The sequence below is a fragment of the Halorussus aquaticus genome (assembly GCF_024218795.1).
Classification (GTDB): Archaea; Halobacteriota; Halobacteria; order Halobacteriales; family Haladaptataceae; genus Halorussus; species Halorussus aquaticus.
Genome location: NZ_CP100400.1, coordinates 437,043 through 456,197, shown reverse-complemented (window position 1 = coordinate 456,197; position 19,155 = coordinate 437,043). Strand labels below are relative to the sequence as shown.

Here is a 19,155-nt window from a genome sequence, read left to right as displayed (position 1 = left end):
CGGAACATGAACCGTGAGCGGATGTTGGCGGGCGGAATCGCGCTCGTCGTCGCGGTGTCCGTCCTCGCCGTCGCCGTGGTCCCCGGGACGATAGCCGAGTCCGAGTCGGACCCGGTCCGGCCCGGCCACCTCGACATCCAAGAGGTGTCCATCGCGCCCGGACCGGTGTCGGGCGGCACTGCGACCCTCCGAGTCGATACGCGCCTCGCACACTCCGACGGCGAATCCGAGAACGTGACCGTCCTCGTTCGGGCGGTCCACCTCGAATCCGGACTGGTCGAGACGACGAAGCAGACGGCCGTCCCGACCATCTCCGGCGACCGCGAGGTGTCGGTCGTCCAGAACCTCTCGGTCGAGCGCTCCGGCGGGTACCGCGTCGAGACCGTCGTCTTCCGCCACGGCGCCCGCATCGCCGAGGGGAGCAAGGAGGTCCGGGGCGTCGGCACGCTGACGCCGGAGTACGCCCGGACCAGCGTCCGGTTCCACTGGCAGGGGAGCGACGGTCTCCCGCCGATAGAGTACACCGTCGGGAGCACGGCGGACAACCGGACGACCCTCGACGTTTCGACGTTCCTGACCAACGAGGGTGACGCGGCGTCCGAGGAGCTGCGGGTCGTGTTCACCGCGAGGCAGGCCGACTCGAACATCGTCGCCGACCGCGCGTCGGTCGAGGTCGGCACCGTCCGACCCGGGCGGACCGTCACCCCGAGCGTCGAACTCGCGGTCCCCGACGGCTACAACTACTACCTCGACGCGGTGCTGTGGAAGGACGGCGTCATCGTCGGCACCGCCCGGAGCGTGGCGAACCTGAACCCGACCGAGACCGTCCGAGCGAACGAGACGGTCCGAGAGGTCGGACTGGAGGTCAGCGACTTCGAGAACGGCCCGACGGGCGGCCGAGGAGCGCCCGAGACGACCGTCGAGGAGGCGGCGTCTGCCGGTAGCATGCCCGGCTTCGGAACCGGCGCGGCCGCCCTCGCACTGGTCGGCGCGCTACTCCTCGCACGGAGGCACGCATGAGTGAGGCAAACACCGACACCGAGATGCCCGAGGAATCGACTGCCGACTTCGAGATACGGACGAACCTCTACCGGGCCGCACTGGGCCTGTTCGTCCTGTTAGCCGTGGTCGCGGTGGTTCAACTGTACACCAGCGCGAACGCGAGCATCAATACGTTCGTCGCCCGGACGTATCGGCCGCTGTTCCGAATGGCGCTCAACTTGGTGGTACTGTTGGTCTCGGCCATCGGAATCTCGTGGACCGTGCGAGAGCTGAGCGAGGGCTGATTTCCATCCATCATCCGCAAAAGAATTAATAGTATATAGGGTATAAAATAGGGCATGGGTACGGACGACCTCGACGAACTAGAAGACTCCCTCGATGGATTCGGAGAAAACGTCGGCCAAACGGAGGAGAACCAAATCACGGCAGACGACGTCTTTCCCGCCGCGTTCATGGAACAGTACACGAATTACGGGTCGTTACAGGAGTTCTTCGACGATAGCAGGTGGGACATCGAATCGGAAGACGACCTCGACGCGGTTCCGACCGACGAGTTCGACGAACACGTAGCGAACAACACCAACTTCGGCGACTGGGAGGAGATGAAATCGAGGGCGGGAGCCGAGTGGATGGGTCGTCAACTGAAGGGCAACTAAGTACGAATCGAGACGGTCCCCTCTCACGTACTATCGCTTCCCGCAGAATCGAAGAAGTGGGCCAACGCGGATTTGAACCGCGAACCTCCCGGTTATCAGCCGAGCGCTCAACCTGATTGAGCTATTGGCCCGAGCGAGTGCATTCACTGCTTGCGGCCATGAATGTTTAAGCGTTTCCTTTCGACTCGCCTTCGGGACGCCCTCACGGAGTTTTACGGGGAAAAAAGGCGACTCCGCCTCGCCGTCGTGCGGCGTCACGCACGACCGTTCGAGGCGCGTCGTCCTCGCTACTTCTCGTCGTCTTCGAACTCGATGTCGTAGGAGTCGTCGTCCACGCGGTAGGTGTCGTCCGAGGAGTCGGACTGACTACTCGACGTCGACCCGCCAGCGCCACCTGCGCCGGTACCTGCACCGGTTCCGCTCACGTCCTCCGCGTTCGGGAAGCCGAACGTGTAGATGTTCCCGGTGGCGAACCCGCCGGTCTTCTTCTCGATGTAGGGCGTGACGACCCACTTCTGGACCGCCTCGCGAACGAGGATGCGCGTGGGCGGGAACGCCAGCAGGAAGCCCACGGTGTCGGTGACGAGACCGGGCGTGAGCAGGAACGCACCCGCGGCGATGAGCAGCGCGCCGTCGGTGAGTTCGTCGGCCGGGACCTCACCCTTGCCGACGGCCTCTTGGAGTCGCCGGATGGTGTGGCGGCCCTCCGCGCGGACGAACAGCGTCCCGACCAGCGCGGTCAGGACGACCAGTGCGACCGTGAGTACGGCCCCGAGTTCGCTCGCCACGTAGACGAGGAACAGCGCGTCTAGGAGCGGGATGAGGAGGAGTCCGAAGAGTACGCGTTTGAGCATCGGTTCGTTCTTGTCTCTGAATAGACGTTCACGCGGTAAAACCCTTTAGGTGACCCCTGCGGCGGAATACTTCCGGACGAAAACCGACCGACACCGCGTCGCCCACCGACCCCCGTACACTTTTCACCGACCGAGCGGTCACTCCGTCCATGCGACTCCTGTTCGTCCACTCCGACCACCTCGAGTTCGAGACCACCACGGAGGCCGGAGCGGGACTCGCCGAGACCGAGGACGTCCCGATGGAGGGCCGGATGGAGGACTGCGTGACCGCGTTCGTCAGCGTCGAGCGCGAGGACGAGACCGACCTCGACGCCGTGGTCGAGAACGCCGCCGACGAACTCCGGGACGTGACCGGCCAACTCAACACCCGGAAGGTCGTCCTCTACCCGTACGCCCACCTGAGCGACGACCTCGCGTCGCCGGACAGCGCCAAGACCGTCCTCCGCGATCTCCAGTCCGAACTCGACGCCGACTACGACGTTCTGCGCGCGCCGTTCGGCTGGTACAAGTCCTTCGAGGTCTCGTGTAAGGGCCACCCGCTCTCGGAACTCTCCCGACACGTCACGCCCGACCGGACCGACGGAGACGCGGGCTCGGAGACCGCCGACCGCGCGCCGAGCGAGTGGAAACTCCTGTTCCCCGAGGGCGGGACCGCGGCCCTCCCCGAGCGGAGCGCGTTGGAGGCGCTCGACGACGAAGACGTCGACCGCGTGAGCGACGACATGCGCGCCCTCGTCGCCGACGAAGTGGAAGGGAAGACCGCCAACGAGGGCGACGAACCGCCCCACGTCGAACTCATGCGGGAGAAGGAACTGGTCGGCTACGACGAACTCAGCGACGTCGGCAACCTGCGGTGGTACCCTCGCGGGAAACTGGTCCGGGACTCGCTGATGGAGTACGTGAACGACCTCGCGGTCGAGTACGGCGGGATGCCGGTCGAGACGCCGGTGATGTACGACCTCGGGGTGCGGGCGGTCCGGGACCACGCCGACGAGTTCGGCGAGCGCCAGTACCGTTTCGAGTCGGGCGACCGCCGGATGATGCTGCGGTTCGCGGCCTGCTTCGGCCAGTTCTCCATCATGCGCGACATGCACGTCTCGGAGAACGACCTGCCGCTCCGCATCTACGAGATGTCCACCTACTCGTTCCGGCGCGAACAGCGGGGCGAGGTGATGGGCCTGAAGCGCCAGCGCGCGTTCACCATGCCCGACATGCACACCGCGACCAGAGACGTGGAGCAGGCCAAGGAGGAACTCCGAGCGCAGGCGAAACTCGCCCTCGGGACGAGCGAGGACCTCGGCCTGAACTACGAACCCGTCGTCCGGACGACCCGGCGATTCTACGAGGAGAACGAGGCGTGGGTCGAGTCGCTGGTCGAGGACCTCGGCAAGCCCGCACTGCTCGAAATTTTGCCCGAGCGCCGCCACTACTGGTCGGCCAAGGTGGACTTCGCGGCCATCGACCGACTCGGCCGCCCCATCGAGAACCCCACGGTCCAGATAGACGTCGAGAGCGCAGAGCGATTCGACATCACCTACGACACCGGCGAGGAGTCTCACCACCCGCCCATCCTCCACTACTCGCCCTCGGGCGGCATCGAGCGCGTGCTGGCCGCCCTGCTGGAGACGGCCGCCGGGCGGGAGACGCCGAGACTGCCGACGTGGCTCTCGCCCACGCAGGTCCGATTCGTGCCAGTCGGCGAGGAACACGTCGACTACTGCGACGCCCTCGCGGACGACCTCAAATCGGCGGGCGTCCGGGCCGACGTAGACGAGCGCGAGGAGTCGGTCGGCAAGCGCATCGCCCGGGCCGAGACCGACTGGGTGCCCTACTACGCGGTCGTCGGGGACCGCGAGACAGAGGGAGACTCCGAGGGACTCAAGGTCAACGTTCGCGGGGAGGGCGAGGAGCGGGAGATGGAGTTCGAGGAGTTGCGAGCGACAGTCCTCGAAGACGTGGGCTACCTGCCGAAGAAGCGACGCTATCTGCCGAAACACGTCAGTAACCACCCGCACTTCACCGGGCGTTAGCGTCCGACTGTCACCGTGTGAGGCGACCCGCACTTCACCGAGCGATAGACTCCGCTTCCCGACTGCGACATAGTTTCCGGCCGATTTCTCCGATTCCCTGTTTGAGAGGCTGTCGATAGCTTCCAGTCGTGGTTGTCGATACCAAACCGCAATTTGAATATTCTCTACACGAATAAAATCGCTCCAGTTTAATACTCCCGGGTAATAATCCAAGATGTCAATGGCTTCGCTCGACTTCGAACCGCTGACGTACGGAGAACTGTCGCCGGAGCGACGGCCGACGCTCGCACAGGCGCTCGTGCCCGTACTCGGCGTAATCGTCTTCCTCGGTATCGGCTCAGGGTACCTCGGACTCGCACCTCACGCGCCGCTCCTCTGGAGTATCGTACTGACGGGACTGGTCGGTTACTTCTGGCTCGACCTCTCGTGGGACGACCTGTACGACGGCATGGCCAACAGCCTGCTGATGGGACTACAGGCGCTGCTCATCCTGTTCACCATCTACGCGCTCATCGCGACGTGGGTCAGTTCCGGGACGATACCGGGACTGATGTACTACGGCCTGTCGATACTCACGCCGAAAGTGTTCCTGCCCGCGACCGCGATTCTCGCGGCGGTCGTCGCGTTCTCCATCGGGTCGTCGTGGACCACCGCTGGCACGCTCGGCGTCGCGTTCGTCGGCATCGGGTCGGGTCTCGGAATCCCCGAACCGATGACCGCCGGTGCGATTCTGACCGGGGCGTACGCGGGCGACAAGCAGTCGCCGCTCTCGGACACGACTAACCTCGCGGCCGCGGTCACGAACACCGACCTCTACGACCACATTCGGGCGATGCGCACGGGGACCGCCATCGCGCTCGGCATCTCGCTGGTCCTCTACGCCCTGCTCGGACTCCGAGCGGGCGGAGCGATTCCCGAAGGGCAGGTCGCCGAGATTCAGGGCGCGCTGGCGGGCACCTACAACCTCTCGCCGCTCGTGTTCCTCCCGCTGGTAGTCACCTTCGGTCTCGCGCTCTACGGCTACCCGGCGCTCCCCTCGCTCGTGGCGGGCGTCTTCGCGGGCGTCTTCACGACGTTTGCAGTGCAGGGCGTCGCGTTCACGGCCGCGTGGGACGTGTTCCTGAACGGCACCGCGCCCGAGACCGGCACCAAGTTGGTCAACGACCTGCTGGCCGCCGGGGGTCTCTCCGGGTCGGCGTGGACCATCACCGTCGTCGTCGCCGCGCTCGCGCTCGGCGGACTGCTCGAAGGAATCGGCGTCCTCGCAGTGCTGGCCCACCACCTCGCGCAGGCGGTCCGGAGTTCGACCAGTCTCGTCGTGAGTTCCGGTCTCTCGGCGATTCTGGTCAACGTCTTCAGCGCCCAGCAGTACATGGCCATCGTGATTCCGGGGATGACGCTCCGAAACCTCTACGACGAGTACGACTTGGAGAGCAGCGACCTCTCCCGGGCCGTCGAGGCCGCGGGGACCCCGACGGGTGCGCTCATCCCGTGGCACGCCGGAGCGGTCTACATGTCCAGCGTCCTCGGCGTGACGACGTTCTCGTGGACGAACTTCTGGGGGTCGTACTTCCCGTACTACTTCTTCGCGTTCCTCTCGCCGCTCGTCCTGTTCGTCATGGCGCTGACCGGACGTGCCACCACTCCGAAGGACGCCGCCGACCCGTCGGCCACCGCGGCGGCCGACGACTGAGACGGCGCGTCCGACGCCGTTTTTTCCGAGCGACTCGTTTCTCTCACGGATACTTCAGAATCGTCGCTTCGAGTCGGGTCGGCCGTCGAACCGCCCCGAAGTTCGTTCGAGATGGTATCCTCGAACGCCGCTTACTCCCGCCGAACGCCGGTTCCGACTCGGTCGAGTCCGGCGAGGTCGATGTCGCCCTCGGGCATCGCCACGCCGTCGTAGGGGTCGTCGTCCAGCAGGAGCGACCCGTCGAGGTCGGCGTAGTCGAGCAGGGGCGCGAGGTGTGCGGCCGCAGAGATGGCGGCGTTCGTCTCTATCATGCACCCGAGCATGACCTCCAGTCCGTGGGCGCGAGCGGTGTGAATCATCCGCTTGGCCTCGCGCAGGCCGCCGCACTTCATCAGTTTCAGGTTGGCGATGTCGGCCTTGTCCGCAATCTGGGGCACGTCTGGCAGAGTCACGCACGACTCGTCGGCCGCGATGGGCAGGGCCGACCGGTCCCGGACGAACTTCAGGCCCTCGGGGTCGGCGGCCGGGACGGGTTGCTCTACGAATTCGAGGTCGTACGCCGCGAGGCGGTCTATCTTCCGAACCGCCTCGCGGGGCGACCACGCCTCGTTGGCGTCCACTCGGATGGTCGCGTCGGGCGCGTGGTCCCGGACCGTCGAGACGATCTCCTCGTCGCGGTCGGTGCCGACCTTGACCTTCAGCGTGGAGTAGCCGCGTTCGACCGCGGTCTCGGTCTTCTCGGCCATCCGCTCGGTCGAGTCGATGCCGATGGTGTAGGAGGTCGAGACCGCCTCCTCGGGGTCCAAACCCCAGTAGCGATACAGCGGGAGGTCCGCGCGCTTGGCCGCCAAGTCGTGGAGCGCGACGCTGACCGCGCATCTGGCGGCGGGGTTGCGCTCGACGGTCTCGGCCATCCGGCGCTCGATGCGGTCGAGTTGGTGAGGGTCGCCAACGTCCTCGACCGTTTCGAGCAGGTCGGGCAGAACGGCCTCGACGGTGTCGGCGGTCTCACCGTAGTGTGCGGAGGGCGCGGCCGCACCGATGCCCTCGGTGCCGTCCTCGTCCTCGATTCGGACGACGACGTTCTCCGCGGTCTCTTGGGTCCCCCGCGCGATGGTGAACGCGTTCTCCAGCGGGAGCGAGACCCGCTCGAAGTCCGTCGCGAGACTCATAGGAGTTCGTCCACCACCTCGTCGGCGTCGAAGCGCACCGGGTCGGTCGCGGGCGCGTCCAGTTCGTCGGCGAAGGTCGCCACGGCGTCGCGGGCGGCGTCGTCGTCCTCAACGTGTTTGGTGTTGAGCGCCCCGGCGACGATTTCGGTCTCGTGGACCGGCCGGGCGAGGTCCTCGTAGAGGGCCGCGTAGTCGGCCACCGGCGGGAGGTCGAACTCCTCGTAGCCGTGGACCGCCTCGCGGCCCGCCTCGTGACAGAGGACGAGTTTGTCGGCCATCGACCCGTGGAGGATGCCGCAGGTCACCGCGGAGTAGGCGGGGTGGACGATGCTCCCCTGCCCCTCCACGAAGAGGTAGTCGTAGTCGTCGCCGCGCTCCAGAATCATCTCCTCGACCGCCCCGGCCGTGAAGTCCGAGACGACGCGGTCGATTGGGTTCCCCCATCCCTCTATCATGATGCCGGTCTGGCCCGTGGGGATGAACCCCGCGTCGGCACCGCGCTCGCGGGCGGCCTCCAGCAGTTCGAGCGTGGCGGTCATCTTGCCGACCGAGCAGTCGGTGCCCACGGTGAGAATCACCTCGGCGTCAACCTCGTCGGCGACGCCCTGCGCGACCGTGAGGTCCTCGGGCGGGTTGCGCACGTCCCAGATGTCGGCGTCGTTCTCGGCGGCGAGTCGGGCGAACTCCTCGTCGTCTTCGAGGAAGTAGTGGAGACCCGAAATCAGGTCGCACCCGCGTTCGAGGGCGGTGGTCACGTCCGAGCGCCACGACTCGTCGAATCCGCCGCCGATGGGCGCGATGCCGATGACGAGGGCGTCCACCTCGGGGGCGTCGGCCATCTCGGCGACTATCGGTGCGTCCTGCACGTCGGGCACGAGGTCCGAGACGCGCTTCCCGGCGTTGTCCCGGTCCAGCACGGCTTCGACTTCGTAGTCCGCGTAGCGCAATAGGCCGACCGCGGTCTTGGCGCGGTCGGGGAACTTCTCGTGAGCGAGTACGGCGACGTTCATGGATAGAGCGTGGCGATACGGGGGTATAAATCTCGGTGTGTCGGTAACGCAGTCGAGGGACTGACAGTAACGCCGTGACGCGATTCCCCCGCGAACCTGCACGCCCCGCACGACTCCTCCGTCCTGCACGCCTCGCACGTCACGCACGCAGATTCAGTCTTCGAGGACGGCCCGCCGGAGCGGGGAGTACAGCGTCTCGACGGCGACGAGTGCAATCGAGAGTACCACGAGACCGACCAGTGCGAACAGCGCCGGGACGTCGGCCGCGACGGGAATCGACAGGCAGACCGCGCCCGCTACGAGCAGGCGGAGGACGCTGACGCTCCCCGCGTCGAACACGCGGAAGGCGTTCTGCCCGAGCAGGTAGAGCGCGGTGCCGCCGTAGAGGGCCACGGCGGAAATCACGCCGAGCGGTTCCGAGACGTGGGCGACCGTCTCTTCGAGACCGAGCGCGACGAAGATGATGCCCGCGATTATCGGGAAGTGGAGGTAGGCGTAGGAGTTTCGGGCGACGACGCCGCGCTCGTACCCCTCCAGACCGACGAAGTACTCCTCGGCGGCGAGCGTGACGTAGTCGAAGTAGAGCCACCCCAGCGCGGCGACGTAGACGATGCCGAGGAAGGCGGCGACGACGACTCGGAGCGGGAGTTGCGGGTCGGTCTCGGCTACGGTGAACCCCATCGCCAGAATCGACTCGCCCAGCGCGATGATGACGATGCCGCGGTATCGCTCCACGAAGTGTTCGACGTGGACGTCGAACTTGGCGACGCCGCCGACAGCCAGCGTGCCGTAATCGACACCGATGCCCGCGACCCAGAGTCCGGCCCGGAGCGGTTCGCCCGCGAACCCGGCGGCCGCGAGCAGCGCCGGACCGCCCAGAAATCCGGGGACGAGACCGAGAAATCGCTCCCGGGCACGGCCGTGGGTCGTCCGCACCGAGAGACCGACGTGGAGTGCCCGGACCGCGAAGTACGCGACGCCGAACAGGACCGCGGTGTCGCCGAACGCTCCCGGGACGGCGAGCGCGACGACGAACATGACCGCGGTCGCGGTCAAGATGACCACGCGCTCGGACAGCACCGATTCGGTGGGAGCCGTGTCCATCAGCCACGAGTAGGTGACCCACGCCCACCACAGCGCCGCGAGCAGCGCGACGCCGCGAATCAGTCCGGCCCACGAGTGGTTGTGCGAGACGAAGGCGGTGACCCGCGTGAACGCGAAGACGAACACGAGGTCGAAGAACAGTTCCAAGGGGTCCGACTCCACGTCGGCCGACGCCTCCCCGGCCTCGGTCTCGGACGACGGTCTCTCGCTCTCTCCCATCCGTTATACCGTGACGACGGTTCGGGTCACGACTCAGGACCGCCCGGAGTCGCGGGTCTCCGGTTCGCGGGGCGGCGGCGCGTTCTGGTCCTCGCCCGGCGGCATGCCCAACCCCGGCGGTTCGGGCGCGGGATGCTCCAGCCAGCCCTTCTGGCCGTGAATCGCTTTGTACGCCCGGCGAAGAACCTGTTGGGACGGACTCCGGTCCACTCGCGGTTCCACCCGTCCGTCGCGAATCGCGGCCGCGACGCTCTCCGGGGTGAGTTCGTCGGTCTCCACCCGTGTGTAGGCCCGGCCGACCTCGACCGGGTAGTGAGCGTCGCTCCCGCCGACCAGCGGGAGGCCCCGGTCGCGGGCCAACCGCTCGACCCACTCGGCGGGGTCGGTGCCCTTCCCGTTGACCTCGATGGCGTCGAAGTCGGCGTCGGCCTCCCGGACCGTGCTGTTGCGGAACGGGTGGGCGACGATGGCCGCACAGCCGCGCTCGTGGGCCATCTCCACCGCTTGCTCGGGCGTGAGTTCGCCCTGCGGGGTGCGCTCGGGCGGGTCCGGCCCGACCACGAGGACGTGGCCCTTCGTCGTCGTCACCTCGATGCCGGGCAGGAGCGAGAACGACTCGTCGCCGAGGTCGAACTCGCGGTAGTAGTCGTGGTTGGTCGTGACCACCCCGTCGAGACCGCGGTACTTCGCGGTCCGCGCGAGCAGTCGCGCACCCAGCGGGTCGAACGCTCGCCCGAGACTCGGGAATCCGTGGAAGAACCGGGTGTGAGCGTGAAAATCGACTGCGAACATCTGTCTCGTAGACGAGCGAGAGCAAGTTATCGGTTGGGGCGGACCGGGGTAGAGCCAGACTCCAATCGAGGCGGACTATCGGTCGGACTGACCGGCCTCGCGTCCGGGCCAGTCTACGGACCGGGTCGCAGAAGCAGCCACGCGGCGAACACCGCGACCGCACCGAGACCCGTACTCACGACGGCCTGCGCGCGGAGGCGGTCCAGCAGTTCGTGAGCGTCGTCGGTTATCTGGGCGACTTCGTACACCTCGCCGCCGAGTTCGCACCGCGGCAGGAAGTCCATCGCGATGTGGAGGAAGATTCCGGCGGCGAACCCGAAGACGACGGCGTTCACGGGGGCGCTGGAAGGTAGCGTCAGGAGCGCGGCCGGAATCGCGGTGAGACCGACGCCCGCCGCCGGGAGCAACAGGACCGAGACCGGCTTGTCGGCCCGGCGGAGTCGGTCGGCCGCGGCGTACCCCGCCGGACCCTTGTGGGAGACGATAGCCAGTCCGAGCAGGAGACCGAGGTCCGTCATGTTGCCGTACACCAGCCCGATGATGGACCCCGCGGCCAGCGAGTGGGCGGTGAGTTCGACCGCGGTGTGGTCGAAGGGGAGGTCGGCGTGCATCGCGCGGTGGCCGAGCGTGTGGGCCGAGAACCCCACCAGCACGCCGAACGCGATGCCGAACCCGCCGAACTTCGGGTGGTGGCCGATGGCACCGGGGACGATGAACACGGCCGCGCTGGTTATCATCGCGCCGCTGGCGAGACCGTACCCCCAGACCAGTCGCCCGGCGTCGGTCGTGGCCCCGGAGCGTTCGCCGACGAACGCCGCCCCGCCCATCGCGGCGAACGCTATCCACGCGATGGCGAGGACCTTCGTCAGTCCCGCCCGGAGCGCGAGCGGCGTGAGAGCGAGAAGTGCGAGCGGACCGAGCAGTCCGAGACGGGAGATGCGCATGTTGTTAAAACAAAATCCCGAATTAATAAGGTCGTCGGTTCGCGGGACCGGCGGTCACAGTTCGTGAGTCTCCGACCGACCGTCCGCCGAGATGCGGACCGCGCGGACGCTGAAGTTCGCGGCGTCGATTCCGCGGTCGTCCGCGCGGACGCGGTCCGTCAGGTCGAACTTGGTCCGGGAGGGGACGTAGGTGAGATACGCCGTCTCGTCGTAGGGCATCGTCGCCATCTCGGTGACCGTGACGTACCCCCCATCGACGGTCACCGTCGCGCCCTTCGGTAACGTCTCGCCGTCGCGGGTCGAGATTGCTATCACCTGAATCCGCGAGTCGTTCGCCGTGACCGTCTCGACGGACGCGTCGTATCGCTGGCCGGAATCGAGTGAAAGGCCGCTACAGCCAGAGAGCAACACCAGTCCGAGGAGGGCGACGGTTAGTGCGGTCCGCCTCATCAGCGAGGTGTTATCTTCGGTTCGAGAAAACCGTTGTCACTGGCGGGGGACGTATCGACCGGTCGTGACGTTGCTCACGTCTAGTCAGGGGAGATTTACCCGCGCTCTCCCGAGACTGAAAGACACCTTTCACCCACTAGAAGCTTTATTCCCGACGGTTCCGGAGTTCGACGTGTGACGCAGAATACACGACGCTCGGTCCTCGCGGCGGTCGGCGGGAGCCTCGCACTCGGAGGCTGTCTCTCCGACGTTCCCGGCGGATACGGGACCGAAACGGCCACGGAGACAGGCACCACCGGAGACTGGATAGAGCGCGCTTCGAACAGCCCCGACCCCGACCACGCGATTTCGCTCCGAAACGAGGCGTCCGAATCGCGGACCCTCCGAGTCGAGATAGTCCGGCGAGCGACGGGCGAGACCGTCTTCGACACGACCGAGGGCGTCTCACCCGGCGGCGAGGTCACGGTGTACGACCTCCGGCGGGCGAACCCCGACGGCGTCGAGACGTTCGAGGTCTGCGCCGAACTGGTCGGGAAGGACGGAACCGGCGGTGTCGTCGGGAACGCCACCGCCACCGTCGGCGACAGCGACGGCGAGTCCGTCGCCGACGCGGGGTCGGAGGCGACGACCACGGACTCCTCGCGCCGGGACTGCGCGACAATCGACACGAGCGAGTGTTACGGCGACGCTCACGCGACCGTCGCGGAAGACGGGTCGCTCCGGATAATCTATGCGATCTGCTGAGGGTCGCCGATGACGACCGACACCGCGTCGGCGGGTCCGACCGCCACCGTCCGCCAGTTCGTGACGGACCGCGCCGACCGCGTCCGCCTCGCTGTCGCGGCCGTGGCCCTCGTCGCGTTGGTCGCGCGCTTCTCCGCGCTGGGCGCGCGGATTGCCCATCAGGACGAGGCGCGGGTCGCGTACTGGGCGTACCGCTACGCGGAGTCGGGCGTCTACTGGTACCGGCCCGTGGTCCACGGTCCGTTCCTGACCATCGTGGACGGCCACCTGTTCGGCCTGTTCGGTGCCTCGGACTTCACGATGCGACTCGTGGTCGCGCTCGTCGGCGGCCTGCTCCCGCTGTCGGCGCTCCTGTTCCGCGAGCGACTCCGGGACTCCGAGGCGGTGGCGCTGGCGCTCGTCCTCGCGGCGAACCCGCTTCTGCTCTACTTCTCGCGGTTCTACCGCAACGACGTGTTGCTGGCGGGACTGATGCTGGTCGCGTTCGGCTTCTTCGTCCGGACCTACGACCACCGGCGGCCCGCTTTCCTCTACGCCGGGACTGCGGCCCTCGCGCTGGCGTTCACCACCAAGGAGAACGCGCTGGTCTACCCCGTCTGCTGGGCCGGGGCCGCGGTCCTACTGTGGGACCGCAGACTGCTCGTCGAGCGACCTGACGACACGCTGGGCGCGGTCCGCGACCGACTCGCCCGAATCGCTCGCGGCGTCTGGAACTGGCGGTCCCACTTCACACTGGCGGGCGTCGAGTTCTTCGCTGTCGTCGTGTTCTTCTACGCGCCCCGCGGCGAGGGCGCGGGGGCGTCGCCGACGCTCGGCCGAACGCTGGCCGACCCGACGCTGCTGCCCGCGCTGGTGGGCGAGGCGACGCTCGGGTCGTGGCGCGCGTTCACCGGCAAGTGGGTCGGCGGCAACGACCACTCGTACCTCTGGACCGCGAAGGCGCTCTGGCCGCCGCTGGCCGAGGGCGGCGCGGTCGTGCTGGCGTTCGCCGCGCTCGGGTTCCTCGCGGACCGCTACGCCCGCGACCGACCCCGGGACGTGGTGGCGTTCGCCTCCTTCTGGGGAGTCGCCAGCCTACTGGGCTACCCCGTCATCGTGGACAACCCGTTCCCGTGGGAACTCGTCCACGTCGTCGTCCCGCTGGTGATTCCGGCGGCGGTCGGTCTCGCACTGGTCGCCCGCCTCGGGGTCGAGAGCGTCGCGGACGGCGACGCGATTTCGGCGACCGCCGCGGCGGTGGTCCTGCTGGTGGTGGTCGGGCAGGTCGGCGCGACAGCGGTCGGCACCTCCTACCGCCGCCCGCAGAGCGCGGACAACGAGTTCGTCCAGTACGCCCAGTCGTCCAGCGAGATGAAACCGCTCCTCGGGGAGGTTCGCGAGGCGGTGCAATCGAACGAGGGAATCGACGTGATGTACTACGGTTCGACGTTCTACGCCGCCGACGAGCGGGCGTTCCGGACGCCGAACGCGGACACCCACGGCGGGTGGTTCGGCCGTCTCCCGTTCGCGTGGTATCTGGAGCGATACGGCGCGGCGGTCGATAGCACGACCGAACCCGAGATACTCGACGGCGACAAGCCACCGGTCGTCGTCGCGCTCGGTCGAGTCGAGACCTGCGACGAGGCGTACGCCAACGCGAGCGACATCGACCCCTACATGTCGGGCTACGACCGCCACGAGGTCGAGCGCTACCTCCACGACAGCGGTTGTCACAAGAGCAGCGTGGTCGTCTACGTGGCCGAGAACGCGACCGAGGGCGAGAAGTCTACCGGGTGACCGCGCGTTCCGAACCGGCCGACTCTCACGCGGTCGCCTTCCGGAACTCCTTCAGACCGACGACGCCGCCGTCCACCGCCTCGGCGGGCGCGTCGGTCGCGGCCCAGAGGAAGAGGTCCGCGGCGTCGGCGGGGTCCCGGCCCCGCCCGCCGGTCAGGTCGGTGGCGACCACGCCGGGGTCCACGACGCCCGCGGTCTGGTCGATTTCGGCGGCGAACTGCCGGACGACCGCCTCGGCCGCCGCCTTCGAGACCGCGTACGACCCGTAGCCAGCGTCCGCCTCGCGGGCGACGTTGCCGGATGGGACCAGCACTCGCGCGTCGTCGGTGAGATGCGGCAGGGCCTCCGTGACCGCGGCGAAGACGCCGCGCGCGTTCGTCCGAAACGAATCGTCGAAGGCCGAGTAGGCGTCGTCGGCCAGCGGGGTCTCGCCGGGGTCGCCGTGGTAGACTCCGGCGCAGGCGACCACCGCGTCGATGCCGCCGTCGCTCGCGCGGGCCGCGGTCTCCATCAGGCGCTCCACGTCGTACTCGTCGCGCACGTCGGCCCGTAGTCCCTCGATTTCGCCGCCGTCGGCGTCGATGCGTTCGATGGTCTCGTCCAGCGCGTCCCGTTCCCGGGCGCAGACGACGACGCGCGCGCCATCGGCGGCGAACCGCCGCGCGACCGCCTCGCCGATGCCCCGACTCGCGCCCGTCACGACCGCAGTCTGTCCGTCCATACCTCACCGGAGGGCCTCCGAACCCAAACCGGTTTCTGCGACCGGCGGTGCGATTCGCGCAGGGGACCTATAAGCGTGGCTCCCGGAGAACACGGTATGGTGGAACTGGACAACGTGGACCGGGGCATCCTCCACGAACTCCAACTCGACGCGCGAAACCGGACCGCCCAAGAGATAGCCGACAAGGTCGATGTGTCCGCCAGCACCGTCCGGAACCGAATCGAGGAACTCGAAGACGACGGAATCATCGAAGGCTACCACCCGAAGATAGACTACGAGCGGGCGAACCTCCCGCTCCAAATCATGTTCGTCTGTTCGGCACCGCCGACCGAGCGGTCGGACATGGTCGAACAGATACTCGACGTGCGGGGCGTCGTGGACGTTCGGGAGACGTTGACCGGTCACCGGAACATGTACGTCGAAGCCGTGGGGACCGACACGGCCGACACCGTCCGCATCTCCGACGCGATGCACGAGATCGGTCTCTCGATAGAGAGTTCGGAAATCCTGCGCCAGCGCCGGGTCCAACCGTTCAACCACTTCTTCTTCACCGACCCGTACGACAGCGGGCAGGACGCCGACGAGGAAGGGTGAGCGGGACGGGTCGCTCGCGAGTTGCGGAATCCGCAGTTCTTCCGGGCGAAGTGCGTCGAGCCACACCGGGCGGTGTGGGAATTGCAACTAACGAAGCGGAAGTTGCGAAATGCGCAATCCATAATTTATCCACTAAACAACGCTTATCCCGTCCAGAGCGCTACGGTCATGCGTGACTACACGACCCTCGGAGACCGACGTATCTGAGTTCGACGTGGGGACCGACCGGCGGGACGAACTCTTCGACGTGCTGTCCCACCCTCACCGTCGATTGATGCTTCACGTCCTAGAGACCGCCGAGGTGCTGACTGCGGTCGGGGCGCTGACGACGGAAATCGTAGCGTGGGAGACTCGACAGCGTGTCTCGGACCGCTCGGGTGCCGATAGGGACGCTATCGAACTCTCGCTCGTCCACAACCACCTCCCGAAGATGGCCGAGGCCGGACTCGTCGACTGCGACGCCGCTGGGCGCACAGTGACGCTCGCGGAGCGGACCGACGAGGTACGGGCACACCTTCGGACGAGCGGACCGACTGACACCGGTGGTGACTGACCGTGAAATCGCTCTCTCAGTGGGTCGGTGCAGTCGGTGAGAGGGTCCGACGTACCGGAGGGCGAGCGGGAACGACGAGCGACTCGGGAGCGACGCGGCGAGACGAGTCGCGGTCGTCGCTGTTTCGCTGTCCGGACTGCGAGGCGGTCTACATCGCCACCGACAAGGACACCTGTTCGACCTGCGAGACGACCGTGCAGCGAGTTCCATCGACCCCGGCCGAAACCGCATAGGTCGCTTCCGGACCGCCTCTCGTGTGGCGACGACGTTCGGACGGAGCGGGCCACCGCGAGAGCGAATCCGCGCTCGGACCGACGGGAGTCGTCCCACTCCGCCACAGTTACGTCGCCGCGCCGACCACCGTTCGGCATGTTCAGGCCGGGTCACTACGGCGTGGCGCTCGTGCTGTACGCTCCGGTCGGAGGCTGGCTCCTCGCGCTCGGCCATCTGACCGCCGCCGTCGCGGGCGGCGCGGGCGTCCTCTGGCTGACGATGCTCCCGGACTGGGACAGTCGGCTGCCGTTCGTCTCCCACCGCGGGCCGACGCACACCCTGCCGTTCGCGGCGCTGGTCGGGGGCGTCGCGTGGGCGGTTACGACCGCGGTCACGGCCGCGATTGGCCCGGCAATCGGCGTCGGCGACTACGCGGTGGGTCCGGTGTCGGTGCCGACGTTCGCGGCCGGAGTCGGGACGCTGTCGGTCCTCGCGCACCTCGCGGCCGACCTGCTGACGCCGATGGGCGTAGCGGTGCTGTGGCCGGTTTCGTCCCGCCGCTACACGCTGTCGATGACCACCGCCGACAACACGGTCTGGAACTACGCGCTGTTCGCGCTCGGCATCTTCACGACCGCCGTGACGGCGTATCTCGGCGCGAAACTGCTGGCCGCTGGAACGGTGTAACGACCGACGACAGGGGAGAAACAGACCGGCCACACTGCCGTAGTGAACCGGACCACGCACGGCCGAGGAGAACCTCGGAGCGCGGATTAGAACTCGGAGAGCGACGTGCTCTCGGACGCGCGACGGAGCGGTCGATGCTCGTCCTCGGCGGCAGACGTGAGGTACTTCCGGAATCGGTCGGGAGGGTCGGCGACGCGTACGGTCTCGGTCGCGGCGTCGTACTCGGCCACGCCCGCCGAGACCAGTTTGGGGAGGTGGACGTGGTGGAGCGTGGCGGCGACGCGTTCGGAGTCGGCCGCTTCGAGCGACGCTACTTCGACCGCGAGGTCCGTGAGCGTGGTGGGTTCGGTGCGACGGAACAGCACGTACAGCGCGTGACGGCGGCGCTCCGCGGCGAGAATTTCGAAGATGGCGTCGAGCGACCCCGCGTCACGACCGCGGTCATCCCCGGACGACGTTCCCGTGGCCTGTTCCTCCGCCGAGTTGTAGGGAGCCTGACTCATGCCTTCGATAGATATTCACACACTCACGACATAAATGTATGGAGTTTTGTCTCCGTCGTGATAGGCCGAATTATCGCCGCTCCGGCGACGCTACGAACGCTCCGTTCGGCGAGCGTCGGGGGCAGTCACCACTCCCGATACGAGAGTTCGTCGGCCTTGTTGGTGACCGCCTGCATCATGCACCCCCGACACACCCACATGTCCCCGCCGGTGCGCGAGACCAGTCGCGTCCCGCCGGGTTTCCGCTCTTCGCAGATGTCGCAGACGCGCATGATTCGACTTGGCCGTCCGGAGGTTTCAATCTCTCGGGCGACAGTCGGCGAGCGGCGGATTTTTGGTCGCGTCGTTCGACGCCATTCGTAATGGGTATCCGAAGCGTCCGCGGTCGAACCGAGAGGACCGACCCGTGCTGACCGAGTGGTTCGTCCGAATCGTTGGCCACGACCCGCTGATGCAGGGTCTGGCGGGAGGAATCATCATCGCGCTGATGAACACCCTCGGGGCCGCGCTTATCGTCGTCTGGCCCGACCCCTCCGACCGCGCGCTCGACGGTGCGCTCGGGTTCGCGGCGGGCGTGATGCTGTCGGCGAGTTTCACCAGCCTCATCCTGCCGGGAATCGAGGCGGCCTCCGAACCGGGGTATCCCGCGCTCTCGGTCGGCGGGTTCGAGTTGGTCGGCGTGGTTCCGGTGCTCGTCGGGTTCGCGGTCGGCGTCCTCCTGTTGGACCGCGCCGACCAGTGGGTGCCCCACATCCACGTGGTCATCACCGGGCGAGGGGGCGCCGGGGCGGACGAATCGGGGAGCGAGACGGACGGGGCCGACGCGCAGTCCGGCGGCGGGGCGCGAATCGAGACCGACACCGCGACCGGCCGCGAGCGACTCGACTCCGACGACGCCCGGACCGCCTCTGTGCTGCTGTTCATCGTCGCCATCACGCTCCACAACATGCCCGAGGGACTCGCGGTCGGGGTCAGTTTCGGGTCCGGGAATCTCGGCGACGCGCTGGCGCTGATGCTCGCCATCGGCGTCCAGAACATCCCTGAGGGACTGGCGGTGTCGGTCGCGGCCGCCAACGCCGGGTTCGGGTCGCTGTTCTACGCGATGCTCGCCGGCGTCAGGGCCGGACTCGTCGAGATTCCGCTGGCGGTGTTCGGCGTCGTCGCGGTCGGCGTCGCCACGCCGATTCTCCCCTACGCGATGGGGTTCGCCGCGGGCGGGATGCTGTTCGTCATCAGCGACGAAATCGTCCCCGAGACCCACGCCCGCGGTCACGAGCGCATCGCCACTCTCGGCACGATGCTCGGCGTCGCAGTGATGCTGTACCTCGACATCGTGTTGGCCGGGTAGCTATCGAGTTCAGCCAGTGACGGGGCGGACCTGCGACACGCCGTGAACGACGCGGGACGGACGATACGCCGACCGGCGACCCGCCGGAAC

The 19,155-nt window shown here is 67.5% G+C and carries 22 protein-coding genes and 1 tRNA gene; 12 read left to right on the top strand and 11 right to left on the bottom strand.

Annotation, left to right across the window (positions count from 1 at the left end; genetic code table 11):
- The first annotated feature begins 6 nt into the window (after positions 1-6).
- From NGM06_RS02410 to NGM06_RS02400, 3 genes are read left to right on the top strand one after another with little or no spacing between them, the layout of a single operon-like run.
- Entirely contained in the window at positions 7-1,020 is a 1,014-nt protein-coding gene (locus tag NGM06_RS02410) for a DUF7490 domain-containing protein (RefSeq protein ID WP_254268768.1), read from the top strand.
- The gene (locus NGM06_RS02405; RefSeq protein WP_254268767.1) at positions 1,017-1,286 is read left to right on the top strand and encodes a DUF8060 family membrane protein; all 270 of its coding nucleotides are present in this window, start codon (positions 1,017-1,019) and stop codon (positions 1,284-1,286) included. Before NGM06_RS02410 ends, NGM06_RS02405 begins: the two co-directional genes overlap by 4 nt.
- Positions 1,287-1,340: 54 nt before the next feature.
- Positions 1,341-1,658, top strand: a complete 318-nt coding sequence (locus NGM06_RS02400) for a hypothetical protein (RefSeq protein ID WP_254268766.1) — start codon at positions 1,341-1,343, stop codon at positions 1,656-1,658.
- Positions 1,659-1,715: 57 nt separating this feature from the next.
- On the opposite strand, the gene NGM06_RS02395 is transcribed toward NGM06_RS02400, so the two are convergent.
- Both NGM06_RS02395 and NGM06_RS02390 read right to left on the bottom strand, forming a co-directional pair.
- Positions 1,716-1,789 (bottom strand) — tRNA-Ile (locus NGM06_RS02395).
- 156 nt (positions 1,790-1,945) lie between these two features.
- Positions 1,946-2,512 (bottom strand): FxsA family protein, encoded by a 567-nt coding sequence (locus NGM06_RS02390; RefSeq protein WP_254268765.1) that lies wholly within the window; start codon positions 2,510-2,512, stop codon positions 1,946-1,948.
- 149 nt (positions 2,513-2,661) lie between these two features.
- On the opposite strand from NGM06_RS02390, the gene NGM06_RS02385 reads away from it, so the two are divergent.
- Both NGM06_RS02385 and arcD read left to right on the top strand, forming a co-directional pair.
- Positions 2,662-4,542, top strand: coding sequence for a threonine--tRNA ligase (locus NGM06_RS02385; RefSeq protein WP_254268764.1), 1,881 nt, complete (start codon positions 2,662-2,664; stop codon positions 4,540-4,542).
- Between the two features lie 220 nt (positions 4,543-4,762).
- Positions 4,763-6,235 (top strand): arginine/ornithine antiporter ArcD, encoded by a 1,473-nt coding sequence (arcD, locus tag NGM06_RS02380; protein ID WP_254268763.1) that lies wholly within the window; start codon positions 4,763-4,765, stop codon positions 6,233-6,235.
- A 131-nt stretch (positions 6,236-6,366) separates the two neighbouring features.
- Here arcD and NGM06_RS02375 read toward each other — a convergent pair whose 3' ends face one another.
- From NGM06_RS02375 to NGM06_RS02350, 6 genes are all read right to left on the bottom strand, one after another.
- A complete protein-coding gene (locus tag NGM06_RS02375; protein WP_254268762.1) occupies positions 6,367-7,407 on the bottom strand; it encodes a dipeptide epimerase in 1,041 nt (346 codons plus the stop codon).
- On the bottom strand, positions 7,404-8,417 hold the full coding sequence (locus NGM06_RS02370) for an N-acetyltransferase DgcN family protein (RefSeq protein ID WP_254268761.1): 1,014 nt from the start codon (positions 8,415-8,417) through the stop codon (positions 7,404-7,406). The genes NGM06_RS02375 and NGM06_RS02370 overlap by 4 nt, the downstream gene beginning before the upstream one ends.
- A 153-nt stretch (positions 8,418-8,570) precedes the next feature.
- Entirely contained in the window at positions 8,571-9,740 is a 1,170-nt protein-coding gene (locus NGM06_RS02365) for a low temperature requirement protein A (RefSeq protein ID WP_254268760.1), read from the bottom strand.
- A gap of 33 nt (positions 9,741-9,773) precedes the next feature.
- On the bottom strand, positions 9,774-10,532 hold the full coding sequence (locus NGM06_RS02360; RefSeq protein WP_254268759.1) for a CehA/McbA family metallohydrolase: 759 nt from the start codon (positions 10,530-10,532) through the stop codon (positions 9,774-9,776).
- Positions 10,533-10,645: 113 nt separating this feature from the next.
- Entirely contained in the window at positions 10,646-11,476 is an 831-nt protein-coding gene (locus tag NGM06_RS02355; protein ID WP_254268758.1) for a ZIP family metal transporter, read from the bottom strand.
- A 54-nt stretch (positions 11,477-11,530) separates the two neighbouring features.
- Complete coding sequence (locus NGM06_RS02350; protein ID WP_254268757.1) at positions 11,531-11,926, bottom strand: hypothetical protein; 396 nt, start codon at positions 11,924-11,926, stop codon at positions 11,531-11,533.
- Between the two features lie 174 nt (positions 11,927-12,100).
- Here NGM06_RS02350 and NGM06_RS02345 point away from each other — a divergent pair, with 174 nt between their 5' ends.
- Complete coding sequence (locus tag NGM06_RS02345; protein ID WP_254268756.1) at positions 12,101-12,670, top strand: hypothetical protein; 570 nt, start codon at positions 12,101-12,103, stop codon at positions 12,668-12,670.
- 9 nt (positions 12,671-12,679) lie between these two features.
- Entirely contained in the window at positions 12,680-14,446 is a 1,767-nt protein-coding gene (locus tag NGM06_RS02340) for a flippase activity-associated protein Agl23 (RefSeq protein ID WP_254268755.1), read from the top strand.
- Positions 14,447-14,471: 25 nt separating this feature from the next.
- Here the strand turns inward: NGM06_RS02340 and NGM06_RS02335 are convergent, their stop codons facing one another.
- Complete coding sequence (locus tag NGM06_RS02335; protein ID WP_254268754.1) at positions 14,472-15,167, bottom strand: SDR family NAD(P)-dependent oxidoreductase; 696 nt, start codon at positions 15,165-15,167, stop codon at positions 14,472-14,474.
- Between the two features lie 96 nt (positions 15,168-15,263).
- Between NGM06_RS02335 and NGM06_RS02330 the strand changes: the two genes are divergently transcribed.
- The 4 genes from NGM06_RS02330 (at position 15,264) to NGM06_RS02315 (ending at position 17,214) form a co-directional block, all read left to right on the top strand.
- Entirely contained in the window at positions 15,264-15,761 is a 498-nt protein-coding gene (locus NGM06_RS02330) for an Lrp/AsnC family transcriptional regulator (RefSeq protein WP_254268753.1), read from the top strand.
- Positions 15,762-15,933: 172 nt separating this feature from the next.
- The gene (locus tag NGM06_RS02325; RefSeq protein ID WP_254268752.1) at positions 15,934-16,314 is read left to right on the top strand and encodes a DUF7344 domain-containing protein; all 381 of its coding nucleotides are present in this window, start codon (positions 15,934-15,936) and stop codon (positions 16,312-16,314) included.
- A gap of 2 nt (positions 16,315-16,316) precedes the next feature.
- Positions 16,317-16,547, top strand: a complete 231-nt coding sequence (locus NGM06_RS02320; protein ID WP_254268751.1) for a hypothetical protein — start codon at positions 16,317-16,319, stop codon at positions 16,545-16,547.
- A gap of 136 nt (positions 16,548-16,683) precedes the next feature.
- Complete coding sequence (locus tag NGM06_RS02315) at positions 16,684-17,214, top strand: metal-dependent hydrolase (protein WP_254268750.1); 531 nt, start codon at positions 16,684-16,686, stop codon at positions 17,212-17,214.
- An 86-nt stretch (positions 17,215-17,300) separates the two neighbouring features.
- On the opposite strand, the gene NGM06_RS02310 is transcribed toward NGM06_RS02315, so the two are convergent.
- Together NGM06_RS02310 and NGM06_RS02305 are read right to left on the bottom strand one after the other, a co-directional pair.
- On the bottom strand, positions 17,301-17,717 hold the full coding sequence (locus NGM06_RS02310) for a DUF7344 domain-containing protein (protein ID WP_254268749.1): 417 nt from the start codon (positions 17,715-17,717) through the stop codon (positions 17,301-17,303).
- A 125-nt stretch (positions 17,718-17,842) separates the two neighbouring features.
- Complete coding sequence (locus NGM06_RS02305; protein ID WP_254268748.1) at positions 17,843-17,989, bottom strand: hypothetical protein; 147 nt, start codon at positions 17,987-17,989, stop codon at positions 17,843-17,845.
- A gap of 179 nt (positions 17,990-18,168) precedes the next feature.
- Here NGM06_RS02305 and NGM06_RS02300 point away from each other — a divergent pair, with 179 nt between their 5' ends.
- Positions 18,169-19,065, top strand: a complete 897-nt coding sequence (locus NGM06_RS02300) for a ZIP family metal transporter (protein WP_254270063.1) — start codon at positions 18,169-18,171, stop codon at positions 19,063-19,065.
- Positions 19,066-19,155: the final 90 nt, after the last annotated feature.